General features: G+C 68.9%; 25 protein-coding genes and 2 pseudogenes. 19 read left to right on the forward strand and 8 right to left on the reverse strand.

Annotation, left to right across the window (positions count from 1 at the left end):
* Positions 1–175 precede the first annotated feature (175 nt).
* The 5 genes and pseudogenes from STH_RS08575 (at position 176) to STH_RS08595 (ending at position 5,016) form a co-directional block, all read left to right on the forward strand.
* The gene (locus tag STH_RS08575) at positions 176–1,486 is read left to right on the forward strand and encodes an amidohydrolase family protein (RefSeq protein ID WP_011195831.1); all 1,311 of its coding nucleotides are present in this window, start codon (positions 176–178) and stop codon (positions 1,484–1,486) included.
* Between the two features lie 328 nt (positions 1,487–1,814).
* Positions 1,815–2,465: pseudogene (locus STH_RS08580) on the forward strand (ABC transporter ATP-binding protein); the annotation flags it as partial.
* Entirely contained in the window at positions 2,462–3,700 is a 1,239-nt protein-coding gene (locus STH_RS08585) for a hypothetical protein (protein WP_148205532.1), read from the forward strand. The pseudogene STH_RS08580 and the gene STH_RS08585, both read left to right, overlap by 4 nt.
* A gap of 53 nt (positions 3,701–3,753) precedes the next feature.
* Positions 3,754–3,975 carry a hypothetical protein gene (locus STH_RS08590; protein ID WP_011195834.1) on the forward strand — a complete coding sequence of 74 codons (222 nt, stop codon included), beginning with the start codon at positions 3,754–3,756 and terminating at the stop codon, positions 3,973–3,975.
* 90 nt (positions 3,976–4,065) lie between these two features.
* A complete protein-coding gene (locus tag STH_RS08595; protein WP_011195835.1) occupies positions 4,066–5,016 on the forward strand; it encodes an aldo/keto reductase in 951 nt (316 codons plus the stop codon).
* Positions 5,017–5,061: 45 nt separating this feature from the next.
* Here STH_RS08595 and STH_RS08600 read toward each other — a convergent pair whose 3' ends face one another.
* A complete protein-coding gene (locus tag STH_RS08600; protein WP_043713822.1) occupies positions 5,062–5,619 on the reverse strand; it encodes a potassium channel family protein in 558 nt (185 codons plus the stop codon).
* 108 nt (positions 5,620–5,727) lie between these two features.
* Between STH_RS08600 and STH_RS08605 the strand changes: the two genes are divergently transcribed.
* Both STH_RS08605 and STH_RS18770 read left to right on the forward strand, forming a co-directional pair.
* Positions 5,728–6,753, forward strand: a complete 1,026-nt coding sequence (locus STH_RS08605) for a TolB family protein (RefSeq protein ID WP_011195837.1) — start codon at positions 5,728–5,730, stop codon at positions 6,751–6,753.
* Between the two features lie 70 nt (positions 6,754–6,823).
* Entirely contained in the window at positions 6,824–7,171 is a 348-nt protein-coding gene (locus tag STH_RS18770) for a YlbF family regulator (RefSeq protein WP_043713823.1), read from the forward strand.
* 37 nt (positions 7,172–7,208) lie between these two features.
* Here STH_RS18770 and STH_RS08615 read toward each other — a convergent pair whose 3' ends face one another.
* Positions 7,209–7,934 (reverse strand): 2-phosphosulfolactate phosphatase, encoded by a 726-nt coding sequence (locus STH_RS08615; protein ID WP_043713824.1) that lies wholly within the window; start codon positions 7,932–7,934, stop codon positions 7,209–7,211.
* A 127-nt stretch (positions 7,935–8,061) separates the two neighbouring features.
* Here STH_RS08615 and STH_RS08620 point away from each other — a divergent pair, with 127 nt between their 5' ends.
* The 8 genes from STH_RS08620 (at position 8,062) to STH_RS08655 (ending at position 16,722) form a co-directional block, all read left to right on the forward strand.
* A complete protein-coding gene (locus STH_RS08620) occupies positions 8,062–8,484 on the forward strand; it encodes a hypothetical protein (RefSeq protein WP_011195840.1) in 423 nt (140 codons plus the stop codon).
* 84 nt (positions 8,485–8,568) lie between these two features.
* Positions 8,569–11,445, forward strand: a complete 2,877-nt coding sequence (locus STH_RS08625; protein WP_011195841.1) for a helicase C-terminal domain-containing protein — start codon at positions 8,569–8,571, stop codon at positions 11,443–11,445.
* 53 nt (positions 11,446–11,498) lie between these two features.
* Positions 11,499–12,269 (forward strand): 5'/3'-nucleotidase SurE, encoded by a 771-nt coding sequence (gene surE / locus STH_RS08630; RefSeq protein WP_011195842.1) that lies wholly within the window; start codon positions 11,499–11,501, stop codon positions 12,267–12,269.
* Between the two features lie 59 nt (positions 12,270–12,328).
* A complete protein-coding gene (locus STH_RS08635; RefSeq protein WP_043713825.1) occupies positions 12,329–12,967 on the forward strand; it encodes a phosphatidylserine decarboxylase family protein in 639 nt (212 codons plus the stop codon).
* The gene (pssA, locus tag STH_RS17185) at positions 12,964–13,782 is read left to right on the forward strand and encodes a CDP-diacylglycerol--serine O-phosphatidyltransferase (protein ID WP_011195844.1); all 819 of its coding nucleotides are present in this window, start codon (positions 12,964–12,966) and stop codon (positions 13,780–13,782) included. Before STH_RS08635 ends, pssA begins: the two co-directional genes overlap by 4 nt.
* Before the next feature lie 128 nt (positions 13,783–13,910).
* Complete coding sequence (locus tag STH_RS08645) at positions 13,911–14,303, forward strand: TIGR04086 family membrane protein (protein ID WP_011195845.1); 393 nt, start codon at positions 13,911–13,913, stop codon at positions 14,301–14,303.
* 115 nt (positions 14,304–14,418) lie between these two features.
* Positions 14,419–15,405: a polysaccharide deacetylase family protein gene (locus tag STH_RS17190; RefSeq protein ID WP_011195846.1), complete on the forward strand. Its 987-nt coding sequence runs from the start codon at positions 14,419–14,421 to the stop codon at positions 15,403–15,405.
* 141 nt (positions 15,406–15,546) lie between these two features.
* Positions 15,547–16,722 carry a tetratricopeptide repeat protein gene (locus STH_RS08655; protein ID WP_043713826.1) on the forward strand — a complete coding sequence of 392 codons (1,176 nt, stop codon included), beginning with the start codon at positions 15,547–15,549 and terminating at the stop codon, positions 16,720–16,722.
* An 81-nt stretch (positions 16,723–16,803) separates the two neighbouring features.
* Here STH_RS08655 and STH_RS08660 read toward each other — a convergent pair whose 3' ends face one another.
* Positions 16,804–17,037 (reverse strand): small, acid-soluble spore protein, alpha/beta type, encoded by a 234-nt coding sequence (locus STH_RS08660; protein WP_011195848.1) that lies wholly within the window; start codon positions 17,035–17,037, stop codon positions 16,804–16,806.
* A 193-nt stretch (positions 17,038–17,230) separates the two neighbouring features.
* On the opposite strand from STH_RS08660, the gene STH_RS08665 reads away from it, so the two are divergent.
* Positions 17,231–19,384 carry a cell division FtsA domain-containing protein gene (locus STH_RS08665; RefSeq protein WP_011195849.1) on the forward strand — a complete coding sequence of 718 codons (2,154 nt, stop codon included), beginning with the start codon at positions 17,231–17,233 and terminating at the stop codon, positions 19,382–19,384.
* 68 nt (positions 19,385–19,452) lie between these two features.
* Positions 19,453–20,406, forward strand: a complete 954-nt coding sequence (locus tag STH_RS08670; RefSeq protein WP_011195850.1) for a cyanophycinase — start codon at positions 19,453–19,455, stop codon at positions 20,404–20,406.
* Positions 20,407–20,485: 79 nt separating this feature from the next.
* On the opposite strand, the gene STH_RS08675 is transcribed toward STH_RS08670, so the two are convergent.
* Both STH_RS08675 and STH_RS08680 read right to left on the reverse strand, forming a co-directional pair.
* Positions 20,486–20,911, reverse strand: a complete 426-nt coding sequence (locus STH_RS08675; RefSeq protein ID WP_043713827.1) for a VOC family protein — start codon at positions 20,909–20,911, stop codon at positions 20,486–20,488.
* Between the two features lie 121 nt (positions 20,912–21,032).
* Positions 21,033–22,229: an MFS transporter gene (locus STH_RS08680; RefSeq protein ID WP_011195852.1), complete on the reverse strand. Its 1,197-nt coding sequence runs from the start codon at positions 22,227–22,229 to the stop codon at positions 21,033–21,035.
* 578 nt (positions 22,230–22,807) lie between these two features.
* Here STH_RS08680 and STH_RS08685 point away from each other — a divergent pair.
* Complete coding sequence (locus STH_RS08685; RefSeq protein WP_242654525.1) at positions 22,808–23,614, forward strand: transposase; 807 nt, start codon at positions 22,808–22,810, stop codon at positions 23,612–23,614.
* 283 nt (positions 23,615–23,897) lie between these two features.
* On the opposite strand, the gene STH_RS18390 is transcribed toward STH_RS08685, so the two are convergent.
* The gene (locus STH_RS18390; protein ID WP_148205534.1) at positions 23,898–24,467 is read right to left on the reverse strand and encodes a hypothetical protein; all 570 of its coding nucleotides are present in this window, start codon (positions 24,465–24,467) and stop codon (positions 23,898–23,900) included.
* Between the two features lie 416 nt (positions 24,468–24,883).
* Between STH_RS18390 and STH_RS19935 the strand changes: the two are divergent.
* A pseudogene (locus STH_RS19935) lies at positions 24,884–25,006 on the forward strand (IS256 family transposase); the annotation flags it as partial.
* A gap of 147 nt (positions 25,007–25,153) precedes the next feature.
* Here the strand turns inward: STH_RS19935 and STH_RS18775 are convergent.
* Both STH_RS18775 and mutY read right to left on the reverse strand, forming a co-directional pair.
* Positions 25,154–25,492 (reverse strand): hypothetical protein, encoded by a 339-nt coding sequence (locus tag STH_RS18775; RefSeq protein WP_043713829.1) that lies wholly within the window; start codon positions 25,490–25,492, stop codon positions 25,154–25,156.
* A 317-nt stretch (positions 25,493–25,809) separates the two neighbouring features.
* Entirely contained in the window at positions 25,810–26,907 is a 1,098-nt protein-coding gene (gene mutY, locus STH_RS08695) for an A/G-specific adenine glycosylase (protein WP_011195855.1), read from the reverse strand.
* Positions 26,908–26,949 lie beyond the last annotated feature (42 nt).

The raw sequence follows: 26,949 nt of genomic DNA on the forward strand, positions 1-26,949 counted from the left end.
CGTTCCTGCCTGACCCGCCCGCGCCCCGGCCTTCTGCCTATCAGCATCCCCGAATCCCGGGCTCCCGCGCCGCGGGCCCGGCTTGCCGGGCCGGAGCGGGTCCGCTAAACTAATCCTGAAATTGGACGGGACCGGCGCGCCGGCCCGCGCATCTACGGATGAGGGGGAGACGTCGATGGAGCGGTTGGTCATCGAGGGCGGAACGGTGCTTCCCATGACCGGACAGGCGGATGTCTACGAGAACGGAGTCGTGCTGGTCGAGGCCGGGCGGATCGTCTACGCCGGGCCCCGGGACGGAGCCCCGCACCTGGCGGGGGCAAGGCGGATCGACGCATCGGGGCGCATTGTCATGCCCGGGATCGTCAACACCCACTGCCACGCGGCGATGACCCTCCTGCGGGGCTACGCCGACGACATGCGTCTCATGGAGTGGCTGCAGACGAAGATCTGGCCCGCCGAGGCGCGCATGACCGCCGACGACGTGTACTGGGGCACCGCCCTCGGGGCGTACGAGATGCTCTCCGGCGGCATCACCACCTTCCTCGACATGTATTTCCCCGCGGATGCCGTGGCGCGGGCCATCCAGGACACGGGCATCCGGGGTATCGTGGCGCGGGGCATCATCGGCGTGGGCGGCCCGTCGGAGGCGCTCTCCCGCCTGGACGAGAGCCGGGAGGCGTTCCACCGGTGGAACGGCAAGGCCGGGGGGCGGATCACGTTCATGGTGGGGCCCCACGCTCCCTACACCTGCCCGCCCGATGCCCTGCAGGCGTGCGCCGAACTGGCGGACGAACTGGGCGTCGGCATCCACATCCACCTCTCGGAGACCCGGGACGAGGTGGAGGAGGCCCGCCGCAACTGGGGCAAGAGCCCGATCCGGCATGTGTATGACCTCGGACTGATGAAGGGACGCCACGTGGTGGCCGCGCACTGCGTCCACGTGGACGACGACGACATCGCCATCCTGGCCGAGACGGGCACCGGCGTCTGCCATTGCCCCGTCTCGAACCTGAAGCTGGCCTCGGGCCGCACGCCGGTGGCGAAGATGCGGCGCAAAGGGGTCGCGGTGGGCTTCGGCACCGACGGCGCGTCCTCCGAGAACATGCTGCACATCCTCGGGTCCGAAATGCGCATCGGGGCCATCCAGGCCAAGGAGCTGGAAGGGGATCCGGCGGTCTACACCGCGTACGACGCCGTGGCCATGGCCACCATCGAGGCCGCCCGGGTGCTGGGGATGGAGTCCGAGATCGGCTCGCTGGAGCCCGGCAAGAAAGCGGACCTCATCCTCATCGACGCGGAGCGGCCGCACCTGACGCCGAACCACGACGTGTTCGCGCTGATCGCCTATTCGGCGCTGCCCGGCGACGTGGTCATGACCATCGTCGACGGCCGCATCGTGTACGAGGACGGCCGGCTGACCACGATGGACGGGCGCGAGATCATGGCCCGGGTCCGCGAGGCGGCGGCCAGGCTGGTCCGGGAGTAAGCGGAGGCAGAGGACGGGAGAGCCGGGGGAAGCCCCGGCTCTCACCGTGCCGTAGGCACAGGACGGCACGGCGGCACGGAACTCGGAACCATCCGCCGGCTCCAACCGGATGCACACTTGCGTCAAAATATGTTAAGATTATGTTGTTTGCTACAGAAAAGAGGTGACCGGCGATGGGCGTCGACTCGCCACCCCACGTCGACCAGGAGCTGTGGCGTTGCGTCCGTCCGCGCGGCCCGGCGGGGGGCAGCGGCGGATGACGGAGGCGCTGCTCGTCCTGGAGAACATCCGGAAGCGCTTCGGGCAGCGCGAGGTGCTGCACGACGTATCGCTGACCGTCCGCCGGGGAGAGAGGGTGGCCCTCCTGGGCCACAACGGCGCCGGCAAGAGCACCCTGCTCAGGGTGGCCACGGGCCTCCTGGCTGCCGACGGCGGGCTGGCCATCATCGGCGGCCTGCCGGCGGCGGCCGGGCATCGGGAGGCAAAGATGCTGGTCGGCTACCTGCCCGACGTGCCGCCGCTGTACGAGGCGCTGACGCCTGCGGAGTACCTGGAGTACGTCGCAGCGCTCTGGAACATCCCATCGCGGGTGGCCACCGAACGCGCGGCGGGGTACCTGAAGCAGTACCAACTCTGGGAAGCCCGCCACACCTGGATTCAGAACCTGTCCAAGGGGATGCGGCAGAAGGTGGGGCTCATCTCGGTCTTCCTGCGGGAGCCGCCGCTCCTCCTGCTGGATGAGCCGTTCTCCGGCCTGGACGCCGAGGCGGCGGAGCTCACCGTTCAGCTCCTGCGCACCTGGGGCGATGATCGCGCCGTCATCGTCGCGAGCCACGACGTGGAACTGGTGGAGCGGCTGGCGGAGCGAGCGGTGGTGCTGCGGCAGGGGCGGATGGTAGCCGATTTCCCGGTTCGTCGCGGGCGGCTGGCCACGGACCTCCGGCAGTTCGCGCAGGGTGCGGCGGAGGTCGGGCCGTGATGCGCGCCCTGTGGACCCTCTTCCGGCAGGACCTGCGGTCCCGCTGGCGGCTGGGGCATGGCCATCCCCGGCGGCGCGTCCGGACTGCGCTGCTGCTGGCCGCGGTCGCGCTCCTGCACTTGGACGCGCTGACCGGGCAGGGGCCTGCACCCGGCGAAGCCGGCGACCTGCCCGGCATCCTCGGCCTCGCCGCGGCCTATGCGGCGTTGGAGGCCCTTGCGCTCCTCTCGGTGGCCCTCGTGGGCCTGGTGCGCGGGGGCCGGACGGCGGCGCTGGCAGGGTACGTCGCCCTGCCCCTGATCGGTCTCCCCGCGGCCGCCCTGGGGCACGCCCTCGCTTCCCTGTCCCTCCGTGTGCTCGGGCGGGGCCTCACCCACCTGCTGGTCAGGGCCCTTCAGCTGGCCGCGCTCGGAGCGGCGCTCGCCGGCCTCGACCTGAGCGGGGGGTTCGGCTGGTGGGCGGGTCCGGGACACGCCCTCGCGCGGGGAGCCGTGGCCGTGCTGGCTTCGACGCCGCTCCTGGTGGCCCTTGCCGCCCGGCTCACCGCCTTCAGGGCTCACGAAGGGGCCGGCGGCAGGCGATCCGCCGAGGGCATCGTACTCCGCCCCGTCGGATTCTCCGCCCTGCTGCGCAAGGAGATGCGGCTCATCGTCCGGGACCCGCGCGTCTGGGGCCGGCTGCTGGCCGCTCCGGTCGCGGCGGGGGCCATCGTCCTGTCGATCTTCCGCTCCCAGCCGCTTCTCTCCGACCCCGCCTGGACCGCCACCGCGCTCGGGGTGTTCTGCGCCGGCATGGTGGGCATGATGACCGACGTGTTCACCCACGGGGAGGCCGACCGCGTCCCGCTGCTCCGGCTGAGCCCCACGCCGCTCTCCCGCCTGATCGCGGCCAAGACCCTGCCCGCGCTGCCGCTGGTGCTGCTGACCGCCGCGGCCGGTGGCGTCTTTCTGGCGGCAGAGGGGATTCCCGGGGCGCCGCTGCTCATCGCCGCGGGAGCGCTCGCCGGGACAGCCTGCGCGTGGTTCAACGTGGAGTACCGCTTCCGGATGTTCACCACCCGGAGCACCGTCAGGAGTTACGCCGCCGCCTTCCTCATGGTCCTGGCGCTCTTCGCCGCCTCTGCGGCCGTCCTGGGGCACGTCTCCTTCGGCCCCGTCGTCGGCGTGACCAACCTGGTGTTGGCGGGCCTGCTGTTCGCCGGCGCATTCATGCTCGCGGGGCGCCCGCAGTGGTGAGCCGGGGTCCGGCACCGGCCGTCCCGCGAGGCTGACGGAGAGGAGGAACACCCGTGAACCGCACTTCGGAGAACCGCCTGTCCCCCACCGGTCCCCGGTCCGTCCCGGTGCCGTGGCTGCGCTACCTCGCGCCGCTTCCGCTCCTGGGCTTCCTGTCCCTGCGGGATCCCCTGTACGGGGCGTTCTTCGCCTTCGGCGCCTTCCTCAACTGGGGGAGTGAGAACCGCTGGCTCCGGGCAGTCTCTTACCTGGGCTTCCTCGGCTTCCTGCGCTGAGGGCAACGCCCCGCCCGGGAAGGCCGGGACGCGCCAGGGCAGGATCTGCCGCGTCCCTGCCGAACGCATAGGGCAGAGGTGAGACGCATCATGGAATACCGCAATCTGGGCAGGAGCGGTCTGAAGGTCTCCAAGATGGCACTGGGCACCAACGCCTTCGGTACCCGCACCGACGAGGCGACGGCCATCCGGATCGTGCACGCGGCGCTGGACGCCGGCATCAACCTGATCGACACCGCCGACATGTACGGCCAGGGCGAGTCCGAGCGCATGATCGGCCTGGCGCTGAAGGACCGGCGCTCCCGGGCGGTCCTCGCGACCAAGTGCTGGTACCCGACCGGCGACGGCCCCAACGACCGGGGCGCCTCCCGCAAGCACATCATGGACGCCGTGGACGCGTCGCTGCGCCGGCTCCAGACCGACTACATCGACCTGTACCAGATCCACCGCTGGGACGGCGACACGCCCATCGAGGAGACGATGCGCGCCCTGGAGGACCTGGTCCGGGCGGGCAAGGTCCGGTACATCGGCTGCTCCAACTTCGCCGCCTGGCAGATCGTGATGGCCAACGCGGTGGCCGACCGGCACGGCTGGTCCCGGTTCATCTCCAACCAGCCCGAGTACTCGCCGGTAAGCCGGCAGATCGAGCAGGAGGTCATCCCGGCCTGCCTGGCGGACGGGGTGGGACAGATCGTCTACTTCCCGCTGGCCGGCGGCCTGTTTACCGGTAAGTACCGCCGGGGCGAGGCGCCGCCCCCGGACTCCCGGGCGGCGAAGCAGGGCCCGCGATTTGCGGAGCGCTGGCTCACGCCCGCCCACTTCGACCTGGTGGAGGCGATGGAACACGTGGCCCGCGAGGCCGGGCTGACGCTTACGCAGCTCACCCTGGCGTGGGTGATGGCGCGGCCGGGCGTCACCGCCGCCATCGTCGGCGCCAGCCGGCCCGAGCAGGTGGCCGAGAACGTCTCCGCCTGTGAAGTGCAGCTGCCGCAGGAGGTCATGGACCGGGTGACCGCGCTGTCGGAGCCGTTCACCCGCTGAGGCCCGACGCCGGCCGGGGGGTTCCCCGGCCGGTTCGTTCGTCTCTCACTCCTCCCGCAGACGGTGGAAGAGCGCGGCGAACAGGATCGTCGCAAACAGCAGGCCGCTCACGCTGGTGAGCATGGCCAGCAGCTTGCCCAGCGGGCTGGCCGGGAGCACGTCGCCGTACCCTCCCGATGCGAAGGTGAGGACGGTGAAGTACGCCACGTCCAGGGCCGAGGCCGGGATGCCGCGCCACTCGAAGGTGTGCGGAAAGGCCAGCTGGGCGGAAAGGTTCAGCAACATCAGGTTGGCCAGGGTGTTGAGCAGCCAGCGGGCCGTGGTGCGCACCTGGGCCACGGGGCCGGTGCGGCTCACGGGCGCCGACATGAGCAGATAGGCGCCCAGGTAGCTCTCCCACAGCCCGATCCCTGCGGCGGCGGCGGAGAGGCTGTAGGCCCAGAACTCCGCCTCGGCGAGGATCACGAGCAGCAGGAGGCTGAGCAGGGCCATGACGGCGGGGCGGACCAGGGTGTGGCTCAGCCGGTCGTCCCGGTCCGTCCCCAGCCAGATTACGGCCGCGACCAGGCCGCCGGCGGCGGCCACGAACAGCAGGTGACCCATCGCACTTCCTCCCGCTGTTCCATACGCCCGTCCACCCCGCCCGCATGCCGGGTGTACTAGCCCCCGTTCCCGCTGAATATCCCAGTGAGGGACAGGGGGGCGACGCGGATGCGGATGAGCCATTCGGTTCGTGTGCCCGGCGGCGGTGCGGCGCACGCGTTCCTGCTGTTGGTCGGCCTTTCGTTGCTGGTAGGGGCGATTCTCCGGAGCGCACCCGGCGCGCTGCCCGGCAGCAGCGTGCCGGCCTCCGCAGGGCCGGAAGGGGAGGGCAGGCCCGAGGCGGAGTGGGCGGCCCGGCTCACCCCGCTCACCCAGACCGCGGCGATGGACGGATTCGCCGTCTGGTCGCCGGACGGCCGCGAGATCGCCTTCATGCGGGACGGCCAGATCCTGCTGACCACGCCCCAGGGCCGGCCGGTGCGCGTCCTGACCACCCAGCCGGGGGCATGGGACGCCGGCCCGGTCTGGCGGCCGGACGGCCGCGCCCTGGCCTTCGTGCGGCTCTCCACCCGCGACGGCGGGGCGCAGGTCATGCTGCTGCCGGTGCCACCGGGGAACGCACCGGACGGGAAGCCGGTCGCGCTGACCAGCGAGCCCGGCGCGATCGGGTACCTGGCCTGGGATCATTCAGGAGACCGGCTGTATTACACCACCAACGACCGGATCGTGCGGATTGCGGTCCCTTCCGGGCGCAAGGAGGAGATCTTCCGGGCGCCGGAGGGGTGGGAGCTGATCTCCGGCGGCCTTGCCGTGGCACAGGACGGAAGGTGGCTGCTGTTCGGGGGCGGCCCCCGCACCGGGACCGGCGTCGAGTATGAGCTGTACCGGCTGCCCCTGGAAGGGGGCGAACCCGAGCGGCTCACCTCAGGCGGGGGCATCATGCCCGGGCTGCACCCCGGCGGCCGGCTGGTCGCCTACCGGAATCCCAGGGCGACGACGGGCATCTACGTCCTGGACCTCGCCACGAAGGAGGCGCGGCGGGTGCTGCCCGACGACGCCCGGGCGATGTTCTTCCACCCGCACTTCTCGCCTGACGGCACCAAGCTGCTGGTCTCCCGGCTCCGCCTGGCGCCGGCCCAGCAGCGGGCGCGCGGCGGGTTCACGTCCAACATCTACGTCTTCGAGTGGGAGTGACGGGCGCAGGCCGGGCGGCAGGGAAACGGCGGCAGCAGGCGAAAACTATCGCCGGGGAGGTGGCCAGAAGATGGTCAACGTGTACGACCATGCCCACAGCCTGGCCCGCGCGCTGAAGGAGAGCCAGGAGTACAAGAGCTTCCAGGCCGCCCGGGAGAAGATCAAGGGCAAGCCTGCCGCAGAGCAGATGATCGCGGATTTCCACAAGCGCCAGATGGAGCTGCAGGCCGAGGTGCTCCAGGGGAAGGAGCTGACCCAGGAGCAGAAGGAAGGGCTGGAGCGGCTCTACAATGTGCTGATCCAGGACCTGGACATCCGCGACTACCTGATGGCCGAGCAGAGGCTCGGGACGCTGCTCAGCGACGTCTACAAGATCATCGGCGAGGCGGTCGACGTCGACCTGCCCTTCACCAAGTAGCCGAACAGGCCGGTGCGGCGATCGGCACCGGCCTGCCTCACTCCAGCAGCACCACCTGCCCCTCCGTGAAGACGGGCAGGATGGTCAGGGTGCCCAGCTGGGCGCAGAACAGGAGGTCGTCCTGCATGCCCAGCCTGACCAGGTTCTGTCCGTGGGATGAAAGGTGCAGGAGGTCGGCCAGTCGGCCGTCGTAGCGGCGGAACAGCTCCCGGGCGACCAGGCCCATGTCGTTGGTCTCCACCGGGCGGTCCGGTCCGGCCATGTACTCCAGGATGGCGCCGGCGCAGACGGTGTCCTCCAGCGAGAACTGGTCGTGGGTGCCGGCGCAGCAGATGGCCACGTCCACCTCCAGGCGGGCCAGCTCCCGCCCGACGGCGGGGGCGTTGAGCAGGCTGGCGATGTACACCCGGTCGGCCCCCGCCGCGCGCCGGATGGCGCGGGTGCCGTTGGTGGTGGTGAAGAGGATCGGCCGCCCTTTGACGCGCGCCTCGGTGTACTCCAGGGGCGAGTTGTCGCAGTGGAAGCCGGGAATGAGCACCGCCTTGCGCTCACCGCCCAGCAGGAACTGCCGGTCGGGGTTGTCGCGGGCCACCTGGAAGGCTTCCTCCGGGGAGAGGATGGGAACCACGGTGTCTGCGCCGTTGGCGAGGGCTGTGCAGATGGTGGTCGTCGCCCGCAGGACGTCGATGACCACCGCCACACGGCCTGCCAGCTCCTCCGCAGGGGGAATGTTGACCACCGTCGGATACACGTCGGCACGCATGTTCAGGCCTCCCGTGTAAGCAGTTAGTCCAATTATACACCCGGTGCGAGGGGCGGGGCCAGTTGGCCCCGGCCGGGTACTGTCCTGCGCCGGGCAGGCATAGCCTCTTCGGGGAGGTGTCCTGCCGATGCCCCGCTGGGTCCGTTTCCTTTCGTGCACCGTCACCGGCGCGGTGCTCTCTTTCGGCGGCGTCCTGCTGGCGGCAGTTGCTGCGGAGCGGCCGCCGGGATTCTGGCGTGCGCTGCAGGCCTTCGCCGTCACCCCGGGATTCTGGGCGCTGGCGCTGCTTTTCTGCCTGCTGGCGGCGGGAGCCGTCGCCGCTGCGCGGGCGCTGGTCTCCCTCTACGGCCTGCCGCCGGCGGCCGCGGGCGCCCTGGGCGGTGCGGTGCTGGCGACCTGCTACCTGGCGGCCCTGGTGTCCCGCCACCTGGACGCGTGGGGAGGCTGGGAGGGGACCCTGCCACGTCTGTGGCCCGCGGCCCTGTGGATAGCCCTGCCTTTCGCCGCGTCCGGCGCCGCGTCCGGCTGGCTCTGGGAGCGGCTCGACTGAGCGCCCAGCCGCAGAGGAGTTGTGCCGGGCCAACTCGAAACACTAGGGGATGGGTACGCGTGAAGAAAGGGGGGTACAGCCCGCATGGGGCTGCGCTCCTTCGTCGCGATAGACGTGGAAACCACCGGAACCTCGCCCGAGCACGACCGCCTCATCGAAGTGGCGGCCGTCCGCTTTGAAGACGGCCGCGAGATCGGCTGCTTTTCGCGCCTGATCGATCCGGGCTGTCCGGTCCCCCAGCGCATCCAGCACCTGACCGGAATTCACCCGGCCATGCTGGCCGGCAAGCCCCGCATCGAGGAGGTCGTGCCGGATCTGGCCTCCTTCCTCGGGGACCTCCCGCTGGTCGCGCACAACGCCCCGTTCGACGTGGCGTTCCTGCAGGCGGCGTTCGCGCGCGCCGGCCGGAGCCTGCCCAACTGGAGTTACGACACCGCGGAGCTCGCCCGCGTCGCCCTGCCGCTGGCACGCAATCACCGGCTGGCGACGCTGGCCGAGCTGCTCGGGCTGCCCCTGGAGCACCACCACCGGGCCGAGGACGACGCCAGGGCCTGCGGCCGGCTGTTCCTCCGGCTGCTGGAGCGGCTGGCGTCCATGGACATGGGCCTGCTGCAGTTCGTGCTGGCGGTGGGCGAGCCCGCCGGCTGGTCGCTGTCGCCGCTTTTCCGGGCCGAACTCGAGGCGCGCGAGGCCCGCGGCGAGAAACCCCGGCCGATCACCGAGTGGATCCGTCCCCATCCGGGCCCCCTGCACCGCCCCGATCCGGAACCCGAGCCGGTGGAGCCGGGGCCGATCGATCCCGCCCTGGTGCTCTCCGTCCTCGGCAGCGGCGGCGCGATCAGCGAGGCCATTGCCCACTATGAACACCGGCCGCAGCAGCTGGAGCTGGCGGAGGCCGTCACCCGCTCCTTCAACGACGGTGCGCACCTGCTGATGGAGGCCGGCACCGGGACCGGCAAGTCCCTGGCCTACCTGGTGCCGGCCTTTGCGTGGGCCCGGGCCAACGGGGAGAAGGTCGCCATCTCCACCCACACGATCACCCTGCAGGAGCAACTGTGGGAGAAGGACATCCCCTTCCTGCAGTCGGCCCTGGCCGGCACGCCGCTGGAGGGGGTGGAGGCGGCCCTGGTGAAGGGCAGGAGCAACTACATCTGCCTGCGCAAGTGGGAGGAGGCGGCCGTGGGCGCCGACTTCCTCACCTCCCCGGAGGAGCGGCGCTTCCTGATCCGCCTGGCCGCCTGGCTGGCGGAGACCGAGACCGGCGACCGGTCGGAACTGAACCTGTCAGGCGAGGAGGAGCGGTTCTGGCGCACCGTGCAGTCGGAGACCGAGACGTGCCTCGGCCCCAAGTGCAAGTGGTTCCGGAGCCACTGCTTCGCCTTCCGGGCGCGCCGGCGGGCCCGGGATGCCCAGGTGCTGGTCCTCAACCACGCCCTGCTCTTCGCCGACATCGCAGCCGGCAACCAGGTCCTGCCGCCGTTCCGCCACCTGATCATCGACGAGGCCCACCACCTGGAGGCGGTGGCGACGCAGAACCTCGGCGTCAACCTCGAGAGCTGGGACATCACCGGCGCCCTGCTGCTTCTGTACCGGGCGCCGGGACAGGGGCTCCTGCCGCAGCTCCGGCGCCGCCTCGGCCGGGGCGAGGCGATCCCCGCCAGGCCGCCCGTCGGCCTGCCCAGCGAGGACCTCATCGACAAGCTGGTGGGGCTCGTCCAGCACTGCCGGGCGGCCACCGACGAGCTGTTCCGGCTGTGCGCCGACCTGGTGGAGGCGCGCGGCCGGTCGGAGGAGGAGGGCGGCGCCCGGGCGCTGCGGCTGACCGACGCCGTGCGCACCGGGCCGCTCTGGGAGGCGCTGGAGCAGGCCCGCGCCAACGCCGTGCACCGGCTGCGCACGTTGGCAGCCGGCCTGGCGCTCCTGGCCGAGGCGCTGGAGCTGCAGGACCCGCCGCTGGCTGACGCCGACGCGCTGTTGGTTGACATCCAGAAGCAGAATGGTATTCTTATTCAAAGTACGAAAGCGATCGACCGTGTGCTTCTGGAACCCGCGGAGGGCGAAGTGACCTGGATCGAATCCGCCCAGCGGGGGGACCGGCTCCGAGTGGCGCTGCGCGCCGCGCCCATCAACGTGGGCGACATCCTGCGGGCCGATCTGTTCGGCCGGATGCGGTCGGTCATCATGACCTCGGCGACGCTGACCGTGGGCGAAAGTTTCGCTCACCTGAAGGAGCGGCTGGGCCTCAGCCGCCTGCCGCCGGACCGGTTGCGGGAGGGCGTCCTCTCGTCGCCCTTCGCTTACCGGGAGCAGGCGCTGCTGCTGGTGCCCGAGGACCTTCCCAACCCGAAGGAGGGCGACTTCACCCAGGCTGCGGTGGACTTCCTGCGGCGGTTCCTCATCCAGGCCGGCGGACGCACCCTGGTGCTGTTCACCAGCCACCGGCAGCTGCGGCAGGTCTACCAGGCGCTGAAGGACGACCTGGAGGCGGAGGGGCTCCTGCTCCTGGGGCAGGGGCTCGACGGCTCCCGCAGCCGGCTGGTGGCGGAGTTCCGGGCGGGCGAGCGCACGGTGTTGTTCGGGTCCGCCTCGTTCTGGGAGGGCGTCGACATCCCCGGCGAGGGGCTGTCCGCGGTGGTCATGGTCCGGCTGCCGTTCAACCCGCCGGACGACCCGGTGATGGAGGCGCGCATTGAGGACCTGGAGCGCCGGGGCCTCTCCAGCTTCGCGCACCTCAGCCTGCCCCAGGCGGTGATCCGCTTCAAGCAGGGATTCGGCCGGCTCATCCGAACCAGGGGTGACCGCGGGGTCGTCATTGTACTGGACAACCGGCTCTCGCCGAGGGGCAGCCGCTACGGGCTGCAGTTCCTGCGGTCGCTGCCGGGTCCCGCCGTCTTCCGGGGCCGCACCGACGAGGTCATCAACCGGGCCATGGCGTGGCTCAATCTGGGTGACGAGGCGTAGGCAGAGGCGGAGAGACTACAGAAGCACACAGGTCACGTGGAAGGAGTAGACGGATGGCGCTGGTCCTTCTCACCAACGACGACGGCATTTTCGCTCCCGGCATCAACGCACTGCGCGCCCGCATGGAGCAGATCCCCGGCCTGGAAGTGTGGGCCGTGGCACCCGACCGGGAGCGGTCGGCCAGCGGGCACGCGATCACCACGTACCGCCCGTTGTTCCCGGTGCGGGTGGAGATCCCCGGAGCCGTGGCGCCGTGCATCTCCGTGACCGGCACACCGGCCGACTCGGCCAAGCTGGCGATCGAGGCGATCCTGCCCCGGCGGCCGGACCTGGTCATCTCGGGCATCAACCGGGGCGCGAACCTGGGCACCGATATCTTCTATTCCGGCACGGTTGCGGCGGCGCTGGAGGGACCCATCCTGGGCATCCCCGCCCTCGCCGTCTCCCTGGACTCGATGACATCGTCCGACTACTCGGCGGCCGCCGACTTCGCCGCCCAGCTCGCCCTGAAGGTGCTGGAGGAGGGGCTGCCGGAGGGAACGCTGCTGAACGTCAACGTCCCCGCCCTGCCCCGTGAGGCGATCAAGGGCGTGCGGGTGACCAAGGTCGGCCGGAGGATCTACCGCGACCAGTGGGTGCGCCGCATGCACCCGCGCGGCCAGGAGTACTACTGGCTGGCCGGCGAACTGGCCGAGATTCACAACGACCGCGAGTCCGACGTATCGGCGGTGGAGGCGGGGTACATCTCCGTGACGCCGGTGCACCTCGACCTCACCCGCTACGACCAGATGGACCGGCTCCGTCAGTGGAACCTGACCTTCTGACGCGGGTGTCAGCCCCACGGCGAAACCATGTAATCTGATGACAGAGAGTAGTGTCTGACATGAGACGACCGATCATCGCCCGTGAAGGATGGCCGTTTGTCGGCGCGCTGGTTGCGCTGGCCGTTCTCGCTCTCTTCGTGCACTGGGCCCTGGGCGCCGTGCTCGCGGGGCTGGCCCTGTTTGTCATGTGGTTCTTCCGCGACCCCGAACGCCCCATCCCCCGGGAGGACGGCCTCGTGGTCTCCCCTGCCGATGGGCGCGTCATGTTCGTCCGGGAGGTGGAGGAGCCGCGGTTCGTGGGCGGCCGTGCGCTGCTGGTCTCGATCTTCCTCTCCGTCTTCGACGTGCACATCAACCGATCGCCGGTGGCGGGCGAGGTGACCTACCGCGAGTACGTGCCCGGCAAGTTCCTGGCCGCATGGGACGACACGGTGGGCGAGGTCAATGAGCGGGCCTACCTGGGCCTGGTGACGGACGGCGGCCACCGGGTGCTGGTGAGCCAGGTGGCCGGGCTGTTGGCCCGGCGGATCGTGACCTGGCCTGCGGTGGGCGACCGGCTCGACCGGGGCCAGCGGTTCGGACTCATCCGCTTCGGCTCCTGCACGCAGGTCTGGCTCCCGGCGGACAGCGAGGTCCTGGTGCGGCCGGGCGACCGGGTCGTCGCCGGCCAAACGGTGATAGGGAGGCTTCCGCAGTGAACGAGAACACGGTCATGCAACCGCACCGTCCCCGGTGGCGCGTCCGCACCGTCCGGGGCGGGAAGTGGATCAGGGAGAGGGGGCAGAAGGGGCTGTCCAGCCTGCCGCACCTGTTCACCCTGGCAAACCTGTCCTTCGGCATCGGGAGCCTCCTGCTGACCATGGACGGCCAGTGGCGCGCAGCGTCGCTGATGGTCGTGGGCTCGCTGGTCGCGGACGGGCTGGACGGCCGCCTGGCCCGGCTGATGAAGGCCGAAGGGGCGTTCGGACGCGAGCTGGACTCGCTGGCCGACGTCGTCGCCTTCGGCGTCGCGCCAGCCGTTCTGCTCTACCAGATGGGGCTGCGGGAGCTGGGCTACCTCGGCCTGGCCGTCACGCTGTTCTTCCCGCTCTGCGGGGCGCTTCGGCTGGCCCGCTTCAACATCCTCACCAACGAGGGCTACTTCCTCGGCGTGCCGATCACGGCGGCCGGCACCCTGCTGTCCACCATGGCCTTCTACTTCCTGCAGGAGACGACCGCTCCACCGCCACCCCACGTGATCCCCTCCGTCATGGTGATCCTGGGGTACCTGATGACCTCGTCCATTCCGTACCCCGACTTCAAGAAGCGGCGGAAGGGCGCGGGCATCCAGTTCTGGCCGATCGTGGGACCGGTCCTGGCGCTGGCCGCGCTGCTGTTCGCCGCCGGCTGGAACCCGTGGGCCGTCATCCTCATGCCCCTCACGGCCTACGTGGTGCTGGGCCCGTGGCTGGTCGTCCTGCGCAAGTGGGACGAGAAAGTACAGCCCTGGCTGGCCGACGTCACCCGCCGCTGACCCCGCCCCGCGGCATGCTCTGCGGCGACAACGGGAGGATTTGGCCCCGCCGGAAGGCGGGGCCTTTGCATACCCCTCAACGGACACCCATAAGAATGGGTCAAGCCGTGGAAGGGGAGTGAGGACACGTGCGCCGGGCAGATGGAGGAGAGGCCCTGGTCGACCTGGGAGCCCTGGCTTCCGGCGTGCTCTGGGGCTTGTTGCTGATGGTGGCCGCGGCTCTCACACTGGGGGTTCTGGACTTCTGGTTCCCGCCGGAGCCCCAGGCGGAGGCCGCGCGCACGCTGATCGTCCAGGGCGTGGCCGCTGCGCTGGCGGGGGCCAGGTCGACCTGGCTGGCCGGGCGGGGCGGCTTCATGCACGGGCTGGCGGCCGGAGTCGGCCTCGTCGCGGCCGTGACCGTGATCATCGGCATCTTCCGGGACCTGCCGGGAATCCTCGGGCTAGCGCGGGGGCTCGCGGTCGGCGCAGGCGCCGGCGCCCTGGCCGGCGTTGCGGCTGTCAGCCTGGGCCGGCGGTGAGGCATGCCCGCCACGTGCACGGGAGCGGCGGTCGTGGCGGAGGGTACGCAGGTTTACGGAACGCACGGAAGGGGCAGACTCTCCAGCTGAGAGAGGCTGGAAGGAGGGTCTACCCGTGAGGTGTTCCGTATGGCTTGCCGCGCTGGCGCTGCTGATCGCGCTGCCGGCCGCCGCGGCAAACGGCGCGGCCTCGGCCGGTCCGCTGGCCGAGGCCGTCAGCGTCAGGGCGCTCCGGTTCGGCGACGCCGGTCCGGCCGTCGCCGAACTCCAGAGGCTGCTGGCCGCCAACGGCTTTGACCCGGGGCCGGTGGACGGCATCTTCGGCCCCCTCACCGAGGCGGCCGTGCTCGCCGCGCAGCGCCACTACGGGCTGACGGTGGACGGGCTGGCCGGGCGCATGACCGTCGGCGCCCTTCAGTCGAGGCCGCAGGCGCCGGTCACCGCCGCGGCCTACGACGTGCCGGAGCGCGGGGAAGGGGCGCTGGTGGTCTACGAGGCGTCCCCGTTGGCTGCGCCGCGCGGCGGGGACGCGGGGACGGTGGCGCTCACGTTCCATCACCTGCCCGCTGCCGAGGAGTTGTCGGCGCTGCTCGACGCCCTCAGGGCACAGGGCGCCCGGGCGACCTTCTTCGTCACCGGGGACGAGGCCGAGCGCCGTCCGGCCGATCTCGGGCGCATCCGCGCCGACGGCCACGAAATCGGCAGCCTGGGATACCGGGAGGTGGATCTGCGCGACCGGCCGGCTGTGGCCGTCAGGCTGCAGCTGCGGCGGGCCAGCCAGGCCATCGAGCGGGCCGTGGGGGAACGGCCTGCGCTGCTGCGTCCCCCCCTCGGCCGCTTTGACCGGCAGCTCAGGCGCCTGGCGGCGGAGGAGGGGCTGGACCTGGTCCTCTGGTCCAACGCGGTCGCGACGCCCGGGGCCGGCGCGGGTCCCGTGCAGCTGGCCGACCATGCCCTGCGCGCCCTGCACCCGGGGGCCGTGCTCATGCTCCCCCTGGACGTGCCGGGCGGCGTGGAAGCGGCGAAGCGGGTTCTGGCGGGGATCGCCGCGGCGGGCTATCGGGCTGTGCCGCAGGAACCAGGCGTCATCGACAATTCCTGACAGAATCCGCCGTTTGTGTCGACCGATTTATGGAAGCGCTGGGCAGGAATGGGGTCCGTGCGGGTCAAATATAGAGGGCAGCAGGCTCATTTCCGGGAGGAAACGGCAATGACGGGAGCTGCTACCTCTGGGTCCGCACGCGTGAGCGGTATCGGTCTGCTGACAGACCTCGCGGCGTTTCCCTGGCACGAGCGTCCGCCCTTCGGCTGGTGGGCGGCCGCGCTCGCCCTGATCGCGGGCCGCGTGGCACAGGCCGTCGACCGGTGCCGGGCGCTGGTGACCGCCCATCCCGAGCGGCTGGACCTGCGGGCGCGCCTCGGCGTCATGCTGCTGCAGACCGGCGGGGACTCCGTCGTCCAGGAAGCGGTCGACCACCTGGCGCCGGCGGTCAAGCGGGACCCCGACCATCCGCACCTCCGGCGTTGGCTGGCGGAGGCCTTGGTGAGGAGCGGCATGCCCGAAGCCGCCATCGCGCACCTGGATGCCGGGCTGCGGGTGAATCCCGGCCTCCCTGACCTGTGGGTGACCAAGGGGAGGACCTTGCTGGCGCTGGGGAGGCCGGAGGAGGCCCTGGTGTTCATCGACGGGGCCCTGGCGGGAAGGCCGCGCAGCGGCACCCTGTGGAACCTGCGGGGACTGTGCCTGAACGAGCTGGGCCGGCTGCAGGAGGCCGCCGACGCGTACCGCAGGGCAGCCAGACTGCTGCGCACGGACGGCGCCGTCTGGGCCAACCTGGGTCTGGCGCTGCAGAAGACCGGTCAGACCGCGGAGGCGCTCCGGGCGCTGCTGCGGGCCGTCCGGCTGCGGCCCTCGGACCCGACGCTGCTCAACAACGTGGGCTACACCCTGCTGCGGGCCGGGCGCACGCGGGAGGCGATCGAGTCGTACCGGCAGGCCAGCGCGCTGGAACCCGACTCCCCGCTGACCCTGGGGAACCTGGCGGCGGCGCTCTTCGAGGGGGGGATGATGGCCGAGGCCACCGCCCTCCTGGACGCCGCCCTCCAGAAGGCGCCGGGCGACCCGACCCTGCTGAACAACAAGGGGCACCTGCTGCTGAAGGCCGGCCAGTACCGGGAGGCCCTGGCTTGCTTCGAGGAGGCCTTGAAGCGGGCGCCGGACGACCCCGCGGCCCTGGCCAACCAGGCCGCGTGCTACTTCGCGCTGGGCCGGTACGAGCAGGCCCTGAACGCCTACCGGCTCGCCGTGGCCACCGAGCCCCACAACAAGCAGTACCTGTGGTCCATCGGCGCGTGCCTGGAGCGGTTGGGCCGCGCCGAAGAGGCGCTGCAGACCTACAACCAGGCCCTGGGCGCGTGAGCGGAACAGGCCGGCTGTGCAGCCGGCCTGTTCTATATGTCATCGGCGGGGTGCGCGCCCCCCGCCTGGTGGGCAGCCCCGCTACTTCAGGGTAGCGGAGCCCTCAGCCAGGGCCTGCTCGGCGTACTTCAGCATGACCTTGACCATCCTGCCGCCGATGCGGCCTCCGATGTGGCCACAGGCGCGTGAGCTCATCTGGGGCCAGCCATGCTGCACGATCTGCTCCGTGAGGCCGGCCTGCTCGGCGACCTCCCACTTCAGCCGGTCCAGGAGCTCATGCGGTAAAACGCGGCGGGTGGGCGTGAACTGAGCCACGGAACACCACCTCCTGCGGTTTTACGCCTGTAGTGTGCGCAGCCGCCGGTGTCGTTATGTCTACCAATGCGCGGCACAACGGCCGGCCACGGGCCATCGCTCCCCGCGCACGAAGGAGCAGCAGGCCAATCTGTCGAATGAGTATCCAGTTTTGCCTACCCCCGGAAGCGCGTGGTGCGAGGAGGTCCGGAAGTTGTCAGGTCGCCCGCTTCTCACACTCGACATCGGCACCCGCAAGGTGGCCGGACTCGTCACCGTCACCGGTCGCAAGGGGCTCAGGATCGTCGCCGCAGAGGTCATGGAACACGCCACCCGCGCCATGCTGGACGGCCAGATCCACGACGTTGCGGCCGTGGCCGAGGTCGTTGCACGCATCGTGGCCCGCCTGGAGAAGCGCACAGGCGAATCGCTGCGTGAGGTGGCGGTCGCGGCCGCCGGACGCGCGCTGCGCACGGTGCGCGGTCGCGCCCAGCGTCAGCTTTCGGGACTGACGCAGCTGTCGGCCGACGACGTCTTCAGCCTGGAACTGGAGGCTGTTCAGGCGGCGCAGACGGCGCTCAGCGAGGTCCTGCGCGAGGGCGAGCGGCCGCAGGACTATCATTATGTCGGCCACTCGGTCACCCAGAGCGTGCTGGACGGTTTTCCGCTCACCCACCTGGTCGGTCAGCGGGGCTCCGCCGCCGAGATTGAGGTCATCGCCACGTTCCTGCCCAGGGGCGTCGTCGACTCCCTGCAGGCGGTGCTGGAGATCTGCAACCTGGAGATGGTCGCCCTCACGCTGGAACCCATCGCGGCCCTGAGCGTGGCGGTACCCGAGTCCATGCGCCACCTGAACCTGGCCCTGGTCGACATCGGGGCGGGGACCTCCGACATCGCCCTGACCGCCCGTGGGGCCGTCCTGGCCTACGATATGGTACCCATCGCCGGCGACGAGATTACCGAGGCGCTCTCCGAGGCCTTCCTGCTGGACTTCAACGTCGGCGAGGCCGTCAAGCGCAAGACCGGGTCCGCCGAGTCCGTGACCTTCACCGACATCCTCGGTCAGACGCTGGTGAAATCGCGTGCGGAGCTCGTCGAGGCCATGCAACCGGCCGCCCGGCGGCTCGCCGGGCAGATCGCCCGGCGGATCCTGGCGCTGAACGGCGGCCAGGCGCCCCAGGCCGTCCTGCTGGTGGGCGGCGGGTCGCTCACGCCCGGGCTGACGGAGTACGTGGCGGCCGAGCTGGGACTGCCGCACCAGCGCGTCGCTGTCCGCGGCCGCGACGCGATTGCGGGGGTGGAGGGAGCCCGGAACCTGCTGAGGGGACCGGATGCCATCACGCCCATCGGCATCGCCGTCGCTGCGCGCGACCATTCCACCCTGGGCTTTTCGTACGTCTACGTCAACGGCGGCGGTGTGCGGCTGTTCCGGCCGGGCCGGCTCACGGTGGCCGACGCGCTGCTGGCGGCCGGGATTTCCATCCGGGAGCTGCAGGGCAGCGTGGGCAAGGGGCTGACGGTCACTGTGAACGGCCAGCTCCGCATGGTACCCGGCACCTTCGGAAAGCCGGCGCGCATCCTGGTCAACGGCGAGCCGGCGGGGCTGGAGGCGCCCGTGCAGCACCACGACCGCATCGACGTGGAGCCCGGCACCCCCGGGCAGCCCGGGCGGGCGACGGTGGCCGAGGTGGCGCCTGAAGCGGCCGAACGGCTGACCGTCACCCTGGACGGCACCGTCCACACACTCGCACCGCTGGTGACCGTCAACGGGGAGCCCTCCGGGCCGGACCGGGAACTGCGGGACAACGACGTGGTGGTGGTCCGGCCGCTGCGCACCGTAGGGGATGTGCTGGCCGCGCTGGGATACGACGACCCGTCGACAGGAGAGGTCATTCGGTATACACTGAATGGCAGCCCCGGTTCCATCGTCTGGCCGCGTCGCACCGTCCTCGTGAACGGCCTGTCCGCCGGTGCGGATGCCCTGGAGATGCCGGTGCACTCGGGCGACCAGCTCGAGATCCGCGACCACCCGCCGCTCACCGCAGGGGAACTGGCGGAGCGGCTGGGCGGGGGCCGGGCGATACGCATCCGGCTGAACGGCGAGCAGTACAAGGTGCCGGCCGGGGGCCTGCAGGTGATGGTCAACGGCCTTCCGGCGGGGCCCTCCGACCCGCTCCGGGCGGAGGATCAGATCGTCGTCACCGTCCGCGACGAGCCGCCGATCTTCGCCAACTTGCTGGTGGCGGCCGGGGTGACGCCCACGCCGCCCCCAGGCAAGCGGCAGCTGGTGATGCGGCTGAACGGTCAGGAGGCGGAGTTCGTCACCCCCATTTCGGACGGTGATGACGCGGAGATCGAATGGATTTGAGGGGAATCTATGACGCCTGACGCCATAGACATGGAGCGAGTGTCACCCCCGCAGGAGGTGATCGCGCGGTGAACCTGGAACGCCTGGGTTCCATTACATCTGAGCTCTCGACGAGCCTGCTGAAGTCCATCGTCGTTCCGCAGAGGAGCCTGCGCGCATGGTTCGCCCGCCACCGCTCTTCCAACCCGCGAAACAAGAACGGCCGCCCCGACGGGCGGCCCGAACGTGAACTGGACGTGTCCACCGCGGAGTTTCCCGCGGGGCCGGTGATCCTGATGGGCGGCACGCCGGTACCCGATGAGGCCGTCGTTGCGGCGGTGCACCTGTCGGGCGGCCGGTCCGCACGGCTGGCCGTGGTTCCGGCCGCGGCCGGCGGCGACGCGGCCGAGGCCGCGGCCGTGGCCGCACGGGCCTTCACCCGGTTCGGCATGAAACACGTGGAGCCGGTGCTGCTGGACAGCCGGGAGAAGGCGGCCGACCCCGAATGGGTCGCCCGGCTGCGGGAATACGACGCCATCGTGCTGTGCGGCGACAGTCCCGCCCGCGGCCTGCACGTCCTGCAGGCGACGGCGGCGGCCGCGGCCCTGCGGGACCACGTGAAGGCCGGCCGGCTGCTGGTGGGCATCGACGCCGGGGCGGCGATCCTGGGGAGCCGGCTGTTCCCCCACGAGGCCGAAGACGGCATCACGGTCGGGCTGGGCATCGTGCCGGCCCTGCTCATCGACCCGGGCTTCAGCGGCGCCCAGCGCTTCAGCCGGCTGGTCCGGGCGATGTCGGCGCCGGAGGCGGCGGCGATGATGGGGGTGGGGCTCGACGCCCAGACCGGGGTGCTGATCGCAGACGGCGAGGCGAAGGTGCTCGGCGAGGCCCGGGTGACCGTGCTGGACCCCTGGGAGCGAGGGACGCCCAGCGAGGACCGGCCGGGCGGGCTGAAGGTCCATCTCCTCACCGACGGGTACCGGCTCGACTTCCGCACCCGCCGGGCCTTCCCGCCCGAGCGCCCGGAGCCGAACGGCAAGTGAACCGCGAACCGCAGGACCACCGCAGTGGGTGGTCCTCTTTCACGCCCGCCGGAGGGGAGCCGGCGGACCGCGGGCATCTCTACGCCTGATCTGCCGGGACGGTGTTGATCTGGAACGGGACGCCGAACTTGTCGGTCACCTGGGCGTAGGCCGGGCTCCAGTCGGTCTGCTGCAGCGGCAGCGCGATCTCCTGCGCGCCCTCGGCCAGGGCGGTGTAGATGCGCTCCGCCTCTTCGACGGTGTCCACCAGGAGGGTGACGGCGACCTGGTTGCCGGGGCGGTGGTCCTGGCCGGGGTAGGTATCGGAGAAGAACAGCGCGGAGTCACCCACCGTAAGTTGGGCGTGCATCACCCGATTCTCGGCCTCCTCGGGCATGCCGGGGAAGGGGTTGTCCCCGAACGTCAGGATGCCCTCGATCCTGCCGTCCAGCACGTCGGCATAGAACTGGATGGCTTCCCTGGCGTTTCCGCCAAACACGAGATACGGCACAATGCGCACCGCCATGACATGCTCTCCCTTGCTCCGGTGCTGGGGCCAGGGGGCCGGGGATCGCGTCCGGCTACCTGGCGTCCTCAGTGTGCGCCCGCAGCGGGTGCGCGATGCAGCGCGACGCACGCCGGAGGCCTCATTCGAACGCAGCGGTGGCCGGCTTGTGCCTTGCTACACGGGCGGCCCGTATGAACAGGGGAACCAACGGGGACAACGCGATCCCCGCAACGCTCAACGCGATTCGCAGCCCGCGCACCGACCCGATCCAACCGATCACCGGGCCAAAGGCCGTCTGGCCGATCGCATCGGCCTGGCCGACGGTCGAGATCACCGTTGCCCGAACCTGGGGATCGACGGAACGGACGAGCCAGCTGTTGCGCAGGGGAGCCGCGATTCCCTTGCAGAGAGAGGCGACCAGGTGGCAGGCTACAGCCAGGAAGAACTGGCCGCTCCAGGCAAACCCCAACACCGCCGCGGCCTGGGCGGCGGTGCACAGGACCAGGAAGAGCGCCACGGAACGTTCGTGGGACTGGTCCAGCCGCCGATGGACCGTCTCCGTCACGACGATCGAGAGCACCGATGAGAGGCCGGCGATGATCCCGAACCAGGTGGTTGCCCGGAGATCAAACAGTGAAGGGAAGGGGATGTTCTCCAGCAGGTGAGCCTCCCACAAGCGGTCGTAGCCTTCACCGGACATGCCGACAAAGAGGGCAATGAGCACGAAGGTGACCAGGAGCGGACTCCGGCGGATGGTGCGGATCCCCTCGCGCGCGGTGTCCAGGGTCGCCTTCCACGAGCCCCGTTCCATCCGAGCGGCGGGGACAAAAGAGGTCTCGCGCATCGCGAGGATCAGAAAGATCCCGGCGGCCAGGATGATCAGGGCACCGGCAAGAATGGGGGCGTGAAGCCCCCATCGCGCCAGCGCTACGCTGGTTGCAATCCCGAGGAGAGACGCGCCTTGCTCCACCTGGTTTCCGCGTAGGTACACGTTGCCCACCGTCTCTGCGCCGATCTCGCTGGCCAGCCAGGCCTCCATGGCACCGCTGGTGAACGTGTGACCGATCCCGCGGATCACCTCACCGATGAAGATGGCGACCACAGCGGGAATGGCCCCCTCGATCGCAAGCCCGATACCGAGGAGGAGGGTGCCAATAATCACGGACAGGCGCCGGCTGTAGACGTCGGCTACCACACCGGTGGGAACTTCAAAGATGAACACAGTGGATTCCAGTACGGTTCCAACCAATACTAACTGAAATGGGGTTAACTCGGCCTCGTTAATGTAGTACACGGGAAGAAGGGTGAAGACGGTGGCGAATCCGAAGGCAAGCAATCCTGTCCAGAGGTAGTAGACGGTCTGTGGTTTGGGTCTGAGCTTCGTGGGGGAAATAAGGAACCCTCCTGACTGTAGCGCCCTGGGGCAAGGGTTTGTCCACTAGCCATGTGAGCAGAGGTCAACGGTTGCGGTCTCCGGCCTCTTCTTGTCTGTTTATCTGTGCCTTCAAGGGCATCGACCGCACAGTATATACTTATATTTTAGATAGCTTGAAACGCTCCCTGCCTGAAAGCTCGGGGAGTGCATGGTGGTGCTAGACAGGTATATCAAAGCCCTGGTGCGGCCCACTAGGAGAGCTCACCTGCACCGGAACTGAGCAAGCCGAATATGGAACCGGCACGCGTTGATCGAAGTGATGATACTACGTAGTATGGTGCGGGAAAAACGTCCAGCAAGACCTCGAATATCATCAGTCGGCTGAAACCACGGCAAACACCCAGGGTGTACACGTTATCCCAACGACGGGGGTGTTGCGAAATCCCCGTAAGCCAGCGAAACCTGGAGCATAGAACAGGAAAGCCACCATATCCCGCGAATTGGTTGGATTAGCCGCCAAAACAACCAAAACCGCGGGGATGGTGGCAAGACCAGTGTACCACGCCGTGGCCCTGATTCTCCAGCACTTGCATCGCCTCCTGGACGAAGTTGCTGCCGAACGGCGGGGCCGCAAGCCGAGGAACCAACCCAAGACCGGGCGCCCGCGCTTGTACTCGACCCCCTCGCTGCTCCTGTTCCGAATCGCAGCGGATTTGCTGGGCTGGTCGCTGCGCAAAACGCTCAACTATGCGGAACAGGAAGCGGGAGCATGGCTCCGTAAGGCCCTTGGCTGGGAGCAGGTGCCGCATCTGTCTGTGGTCTGCCGCCGCCTGCACGGCGATGACGTCCGGCGGCTGCGGACCCGCCTCTGGCGCAAGCTGCGCCGGCGCTCCCTGCGGCAAGGAGACCTTCGGGTCTTGACCATCGACATGACGGACTTACCCGTACCCCTCCGGAGGAAGGACCCGGACGCAACCTGGGGAGCGACCTCGAAGGGAAAGTTCTTTGGCTACAAGTTGCACCTGGTCATCAGCCGGACCGGTTTCCCGTTGGCCTTCCGGGTCACCCCGGCCGCCGTCCATGAGATGAGGCCTGCAGTCCCGCTCTTTGCTGAGGTGGTCAAGCTGGCGGACCAGAAGCAAAAGGCCGAGTTGACCTACGGGGTGGGAGATAGCGCCTACGACAGCGAGAACCTGTACAAGTTCTGGGCGGATGTGTGTTGCGGGCACTTCCTGTGCGCTCCCAACCGGCGGAGCACGCCGGAGGGGGAAGAAGTGCGGGCGCAGGGGCCTTATCGGAAAGCGGCGCTGGAGTTCTGGAAAACCGACCTGGCACGGCGGATTTAGATCCAAAAGGGACATCCTGCTAATGGCCACTTGGAACATACCTCCTCAGCGGATTGATCTTGGGACTGATCACGCTAAGGGTTTCCAAGTGGCCGATTTATTATCGGTCCACGGAATTTACACCACGCGTTGGGACGCTAACGGGCGTTTTTCGCCCGGCTCCATACGATTAGGTCTTGCAAAGCGCTATGGAATGTTTTTGGACGTCTTTCAATCGTTTGGGGGAGTCTTAAGCTGAAGGTTCGGTGGAAAGATCACATCCAGTGCTTTTCGGAGTTGCCCTTTAGACTCGCAAATCCAGCGGCGGAACTGACGGTGGTCCAGGGTTTTCGACACGAACGCCCCCATCAGGCAAGCTGACTCTAGCAAACCTTCTCCCCTTGAGCGCTTCCCAGTTTACGGTATGAACGAGTCCGGCGCCCACATAGACGAACTGAGCGCCTACAGGAATACGGGTTTCCAAGAAATCCTCAAGGGTTAGGCTGTTATAGGTCTCGTCATTTCCCACACCAAAGATGGGAGAGATGCTGGTGTAGATCGCATCGCCGAGCGTCACTAGAGACTGCATGTTGCGGCGACCATAGTCCCCTTCCCACAGGACGCCAATAGCGCAATCTAGGTCGACGCAGATATAATAGGGGGGAGTGTCGCGCTGGCGTACCCACAAAGTGAGATATGGTGGGACGAGTATGGAGTCATCCCGAAGTGCAAAAGGGAAATCAAATCCAAGCCCTGCCGGGTAATGCGCCTCTTCGGTCAGAATGGCTCCGTATCTTTTTAGGGCGTTGACCGCTGCGCTTAAAACTGATGGAACATCTGATCCATCGACGTACCACCTCATGGTATAGTACATCGCTTTCTTTGCACCCTCCTCAAGACGTTATCAAGTAAATAGAGTATCGCACTCGGCTCGCGCAAGAGGGGCAGGAGAAACTCCTGCCCCTTCACTGCAGAATTCAGCTACACGGCGTACCATAAACAACCTTTCTCCAGTATTTTTCGTGGGTGCTACAGCCGGATATGCTTGGATTATGCACGTACGCAGATCCAATGTAGGGATACTCTGCAAAAGGATCGTGTACAAAAACGATCTCACCCGTGGCCAGATCGATTCCAATCAAGGTGCCATCCGTAGAAACGGGAGTTAGAGTCCAAAGTAGTGGTGTAAATTCCCCGGACCTTCCGGTGGGAGGGGCTGCTTGACATAAGTGGCCACCTTTGGGTTCCATGCGAAGTAGGAGCAATACATCGCAAAGGGGGAACCCGCCGGTGACCAACTTTAGGATCGCATTGGAGGAGCTTCTGCGCAAGTCCGGTGTGGACGACGTGGATTTCCTCCGGGAAGGAGTTCGGGTGCTGGCTCAGGGACTCATGGAACTGGAAGTGTCGCAGCATAAAATATGTGTCTTTCTAGTTATCCCAACGACGTTCCTTGACATAACATATATTATCGGACGTTGTGTTTCCGTCGACCTGCCCCCATGCATATGGCCGGACGCCTCCCCTACCCCGGGCGTGCGTCCGGCCTTTGGTGACCTTTCATTTCTCCCCCGCGGTCCTCGCCCAGACATCCCCGCCGCCGTCTTCCGGCCGAGCTCCTGCAGGCGATCCCGCCGCCCGCTCCCGGGGCTGTGCGCTCTCCTGGTCGTCACATTCCGGGTGCAGATTCACCACCGCCTGAAGCCGCGGGCCGAAGCTGATCCGCCGCGTGATGAACCGATCGTCCTGAATCTGCTTTCGGCATCGCGTGCAGTACAGCTTCCCTTCCTTGCGCAGCCGTTCCGCTGCGGCCCGCAGCTCATCCTCAGACGGGTCGATCAGGATCCGCTGCCCTGCCTGGACGGTGTCACCCAGAAGCCGCTTCACCTCGTCGCTCACGCCTGCCACCTCCGGTCTGCCCCGACTGGATGTCCACTCCGTTCATTCCTACGTTCGTCGTGCGCCGTTCATGCACCGGCGCCGTCTGCAGACGCCGTGGTCCGTTCTGTGGCGGCATGGGTGCCCTTTGGCGGCTCGGTCCTGATGCGCGGTGGAAAGGCGCGGTCCTCCTGGTCGACCGCATGATGATAGAGATTTACTAAGATCAGACAATAGTGACAACTCGTCGGCGTTGGTCTCAGTGGACGTTGCCGCACTTGTGGCAGCGACAACGGGCCTCACAGAGCTCCCCCCAGAAGAAGCCGACAGCCGGGGGGCTACCCCCGATCCTGCGCATTCCTCCGGGTCCGTCCGCCGCCTCCGTGCGCCGTGTGTGGGAGTACCCGCTCAAAGACCTTGTGGTAAATCGCAGGGAACGGGTAGGCGCCCAGCGCGTCCACCTTCACCCATCGCACATCGGCCCGCTCCGCCACCTCCGTCCCCGGCACCACCTCCGCCCGGAAGCAGCGCAGGTGCCACACCAGGTGCGAGAAGACGTGGGTGACATCGGCCAGGTGCTCCCCCACCGCCACCTCCGCGCCCAGGGCATTCCGCAGGAGCGTCTGAAGCGCCTCTTCAGGGCCCACGCCCGGAGGCACATCGCCGCCGGGCAGCTCCCACAGCCCGGCCAGCAGCCCCTCCTGCGGCCGCCGCACGATGAGAAGCCGGCCTTCCCGTTCGATCACCGCGGCCGCGCGCTCCACCAGCCTGGGGGCCTTCGCCCGTCCCTTCACGGGAAGCTCGGTCTCCCTTCCGGCCCTGCGCCCCTCACAGAGGTCCCGCACGGGGCACAGCAGGCACCGGGGGCGGCGTGGCGTGCAGATCGTCGCACCGAGATCCATCAGGGCCTGGTTGAAGTCGCCGGGCCGATCCTGCGGGATCATGGCCCGCACCAGCTCCTCGATCGTCCTGCGGGTCGCCAGCTGTGCGATGTCGTCCACGATGGCATAGAGCCGCGCGATGACGCGCAGCACGTTCCCGTCCACCGCAGGCACCGGCCGGTTGAAGGCGATGGAGAGGATCGCCCCGGCGGTGTACGGCCCGATCCCCTTCAGCGACGCCACGGCGTCGGGATCGTCGGGGACCGTGCCGCCGTACCGTGCCACAACCTCCCGCGCGGCCGCGTGCAGGTTGCGCGCGCGTGAATAATAGCCCAGCCCTTCCCAGGCCTTCAGCACCTGCTCCTCCGGCGCGTCCGCCAGAGCCTCGAGGGTGGGAAACCGGGCCATCCACCGTTCGTAATAGGGGATCACCGTCTCCACCCGGGTCTGCTGCAGCATGATCTCGGAGACCCAGATGTGGTAAGGATCCCGGGTCCGGCGCCACGGCAGGTCGCGCGCGCTCGCCGAGTACCAGTCCAACAGGCGGTCGGCCACCTCCGCCGACCGCCTGCGCTCGCGCTCTTCGTCTTGCTGCGG

Source organism: Symbiobacterium thermophilum IAM 14863 (assembly GCF_000009905.1).
GTDB lineage: Bacteria > Bacillota > Sulfobacillia > Symbiobacteriales > Symbiobacteriaceae > Symbiobacterium > Symbiobacterium thermophilum.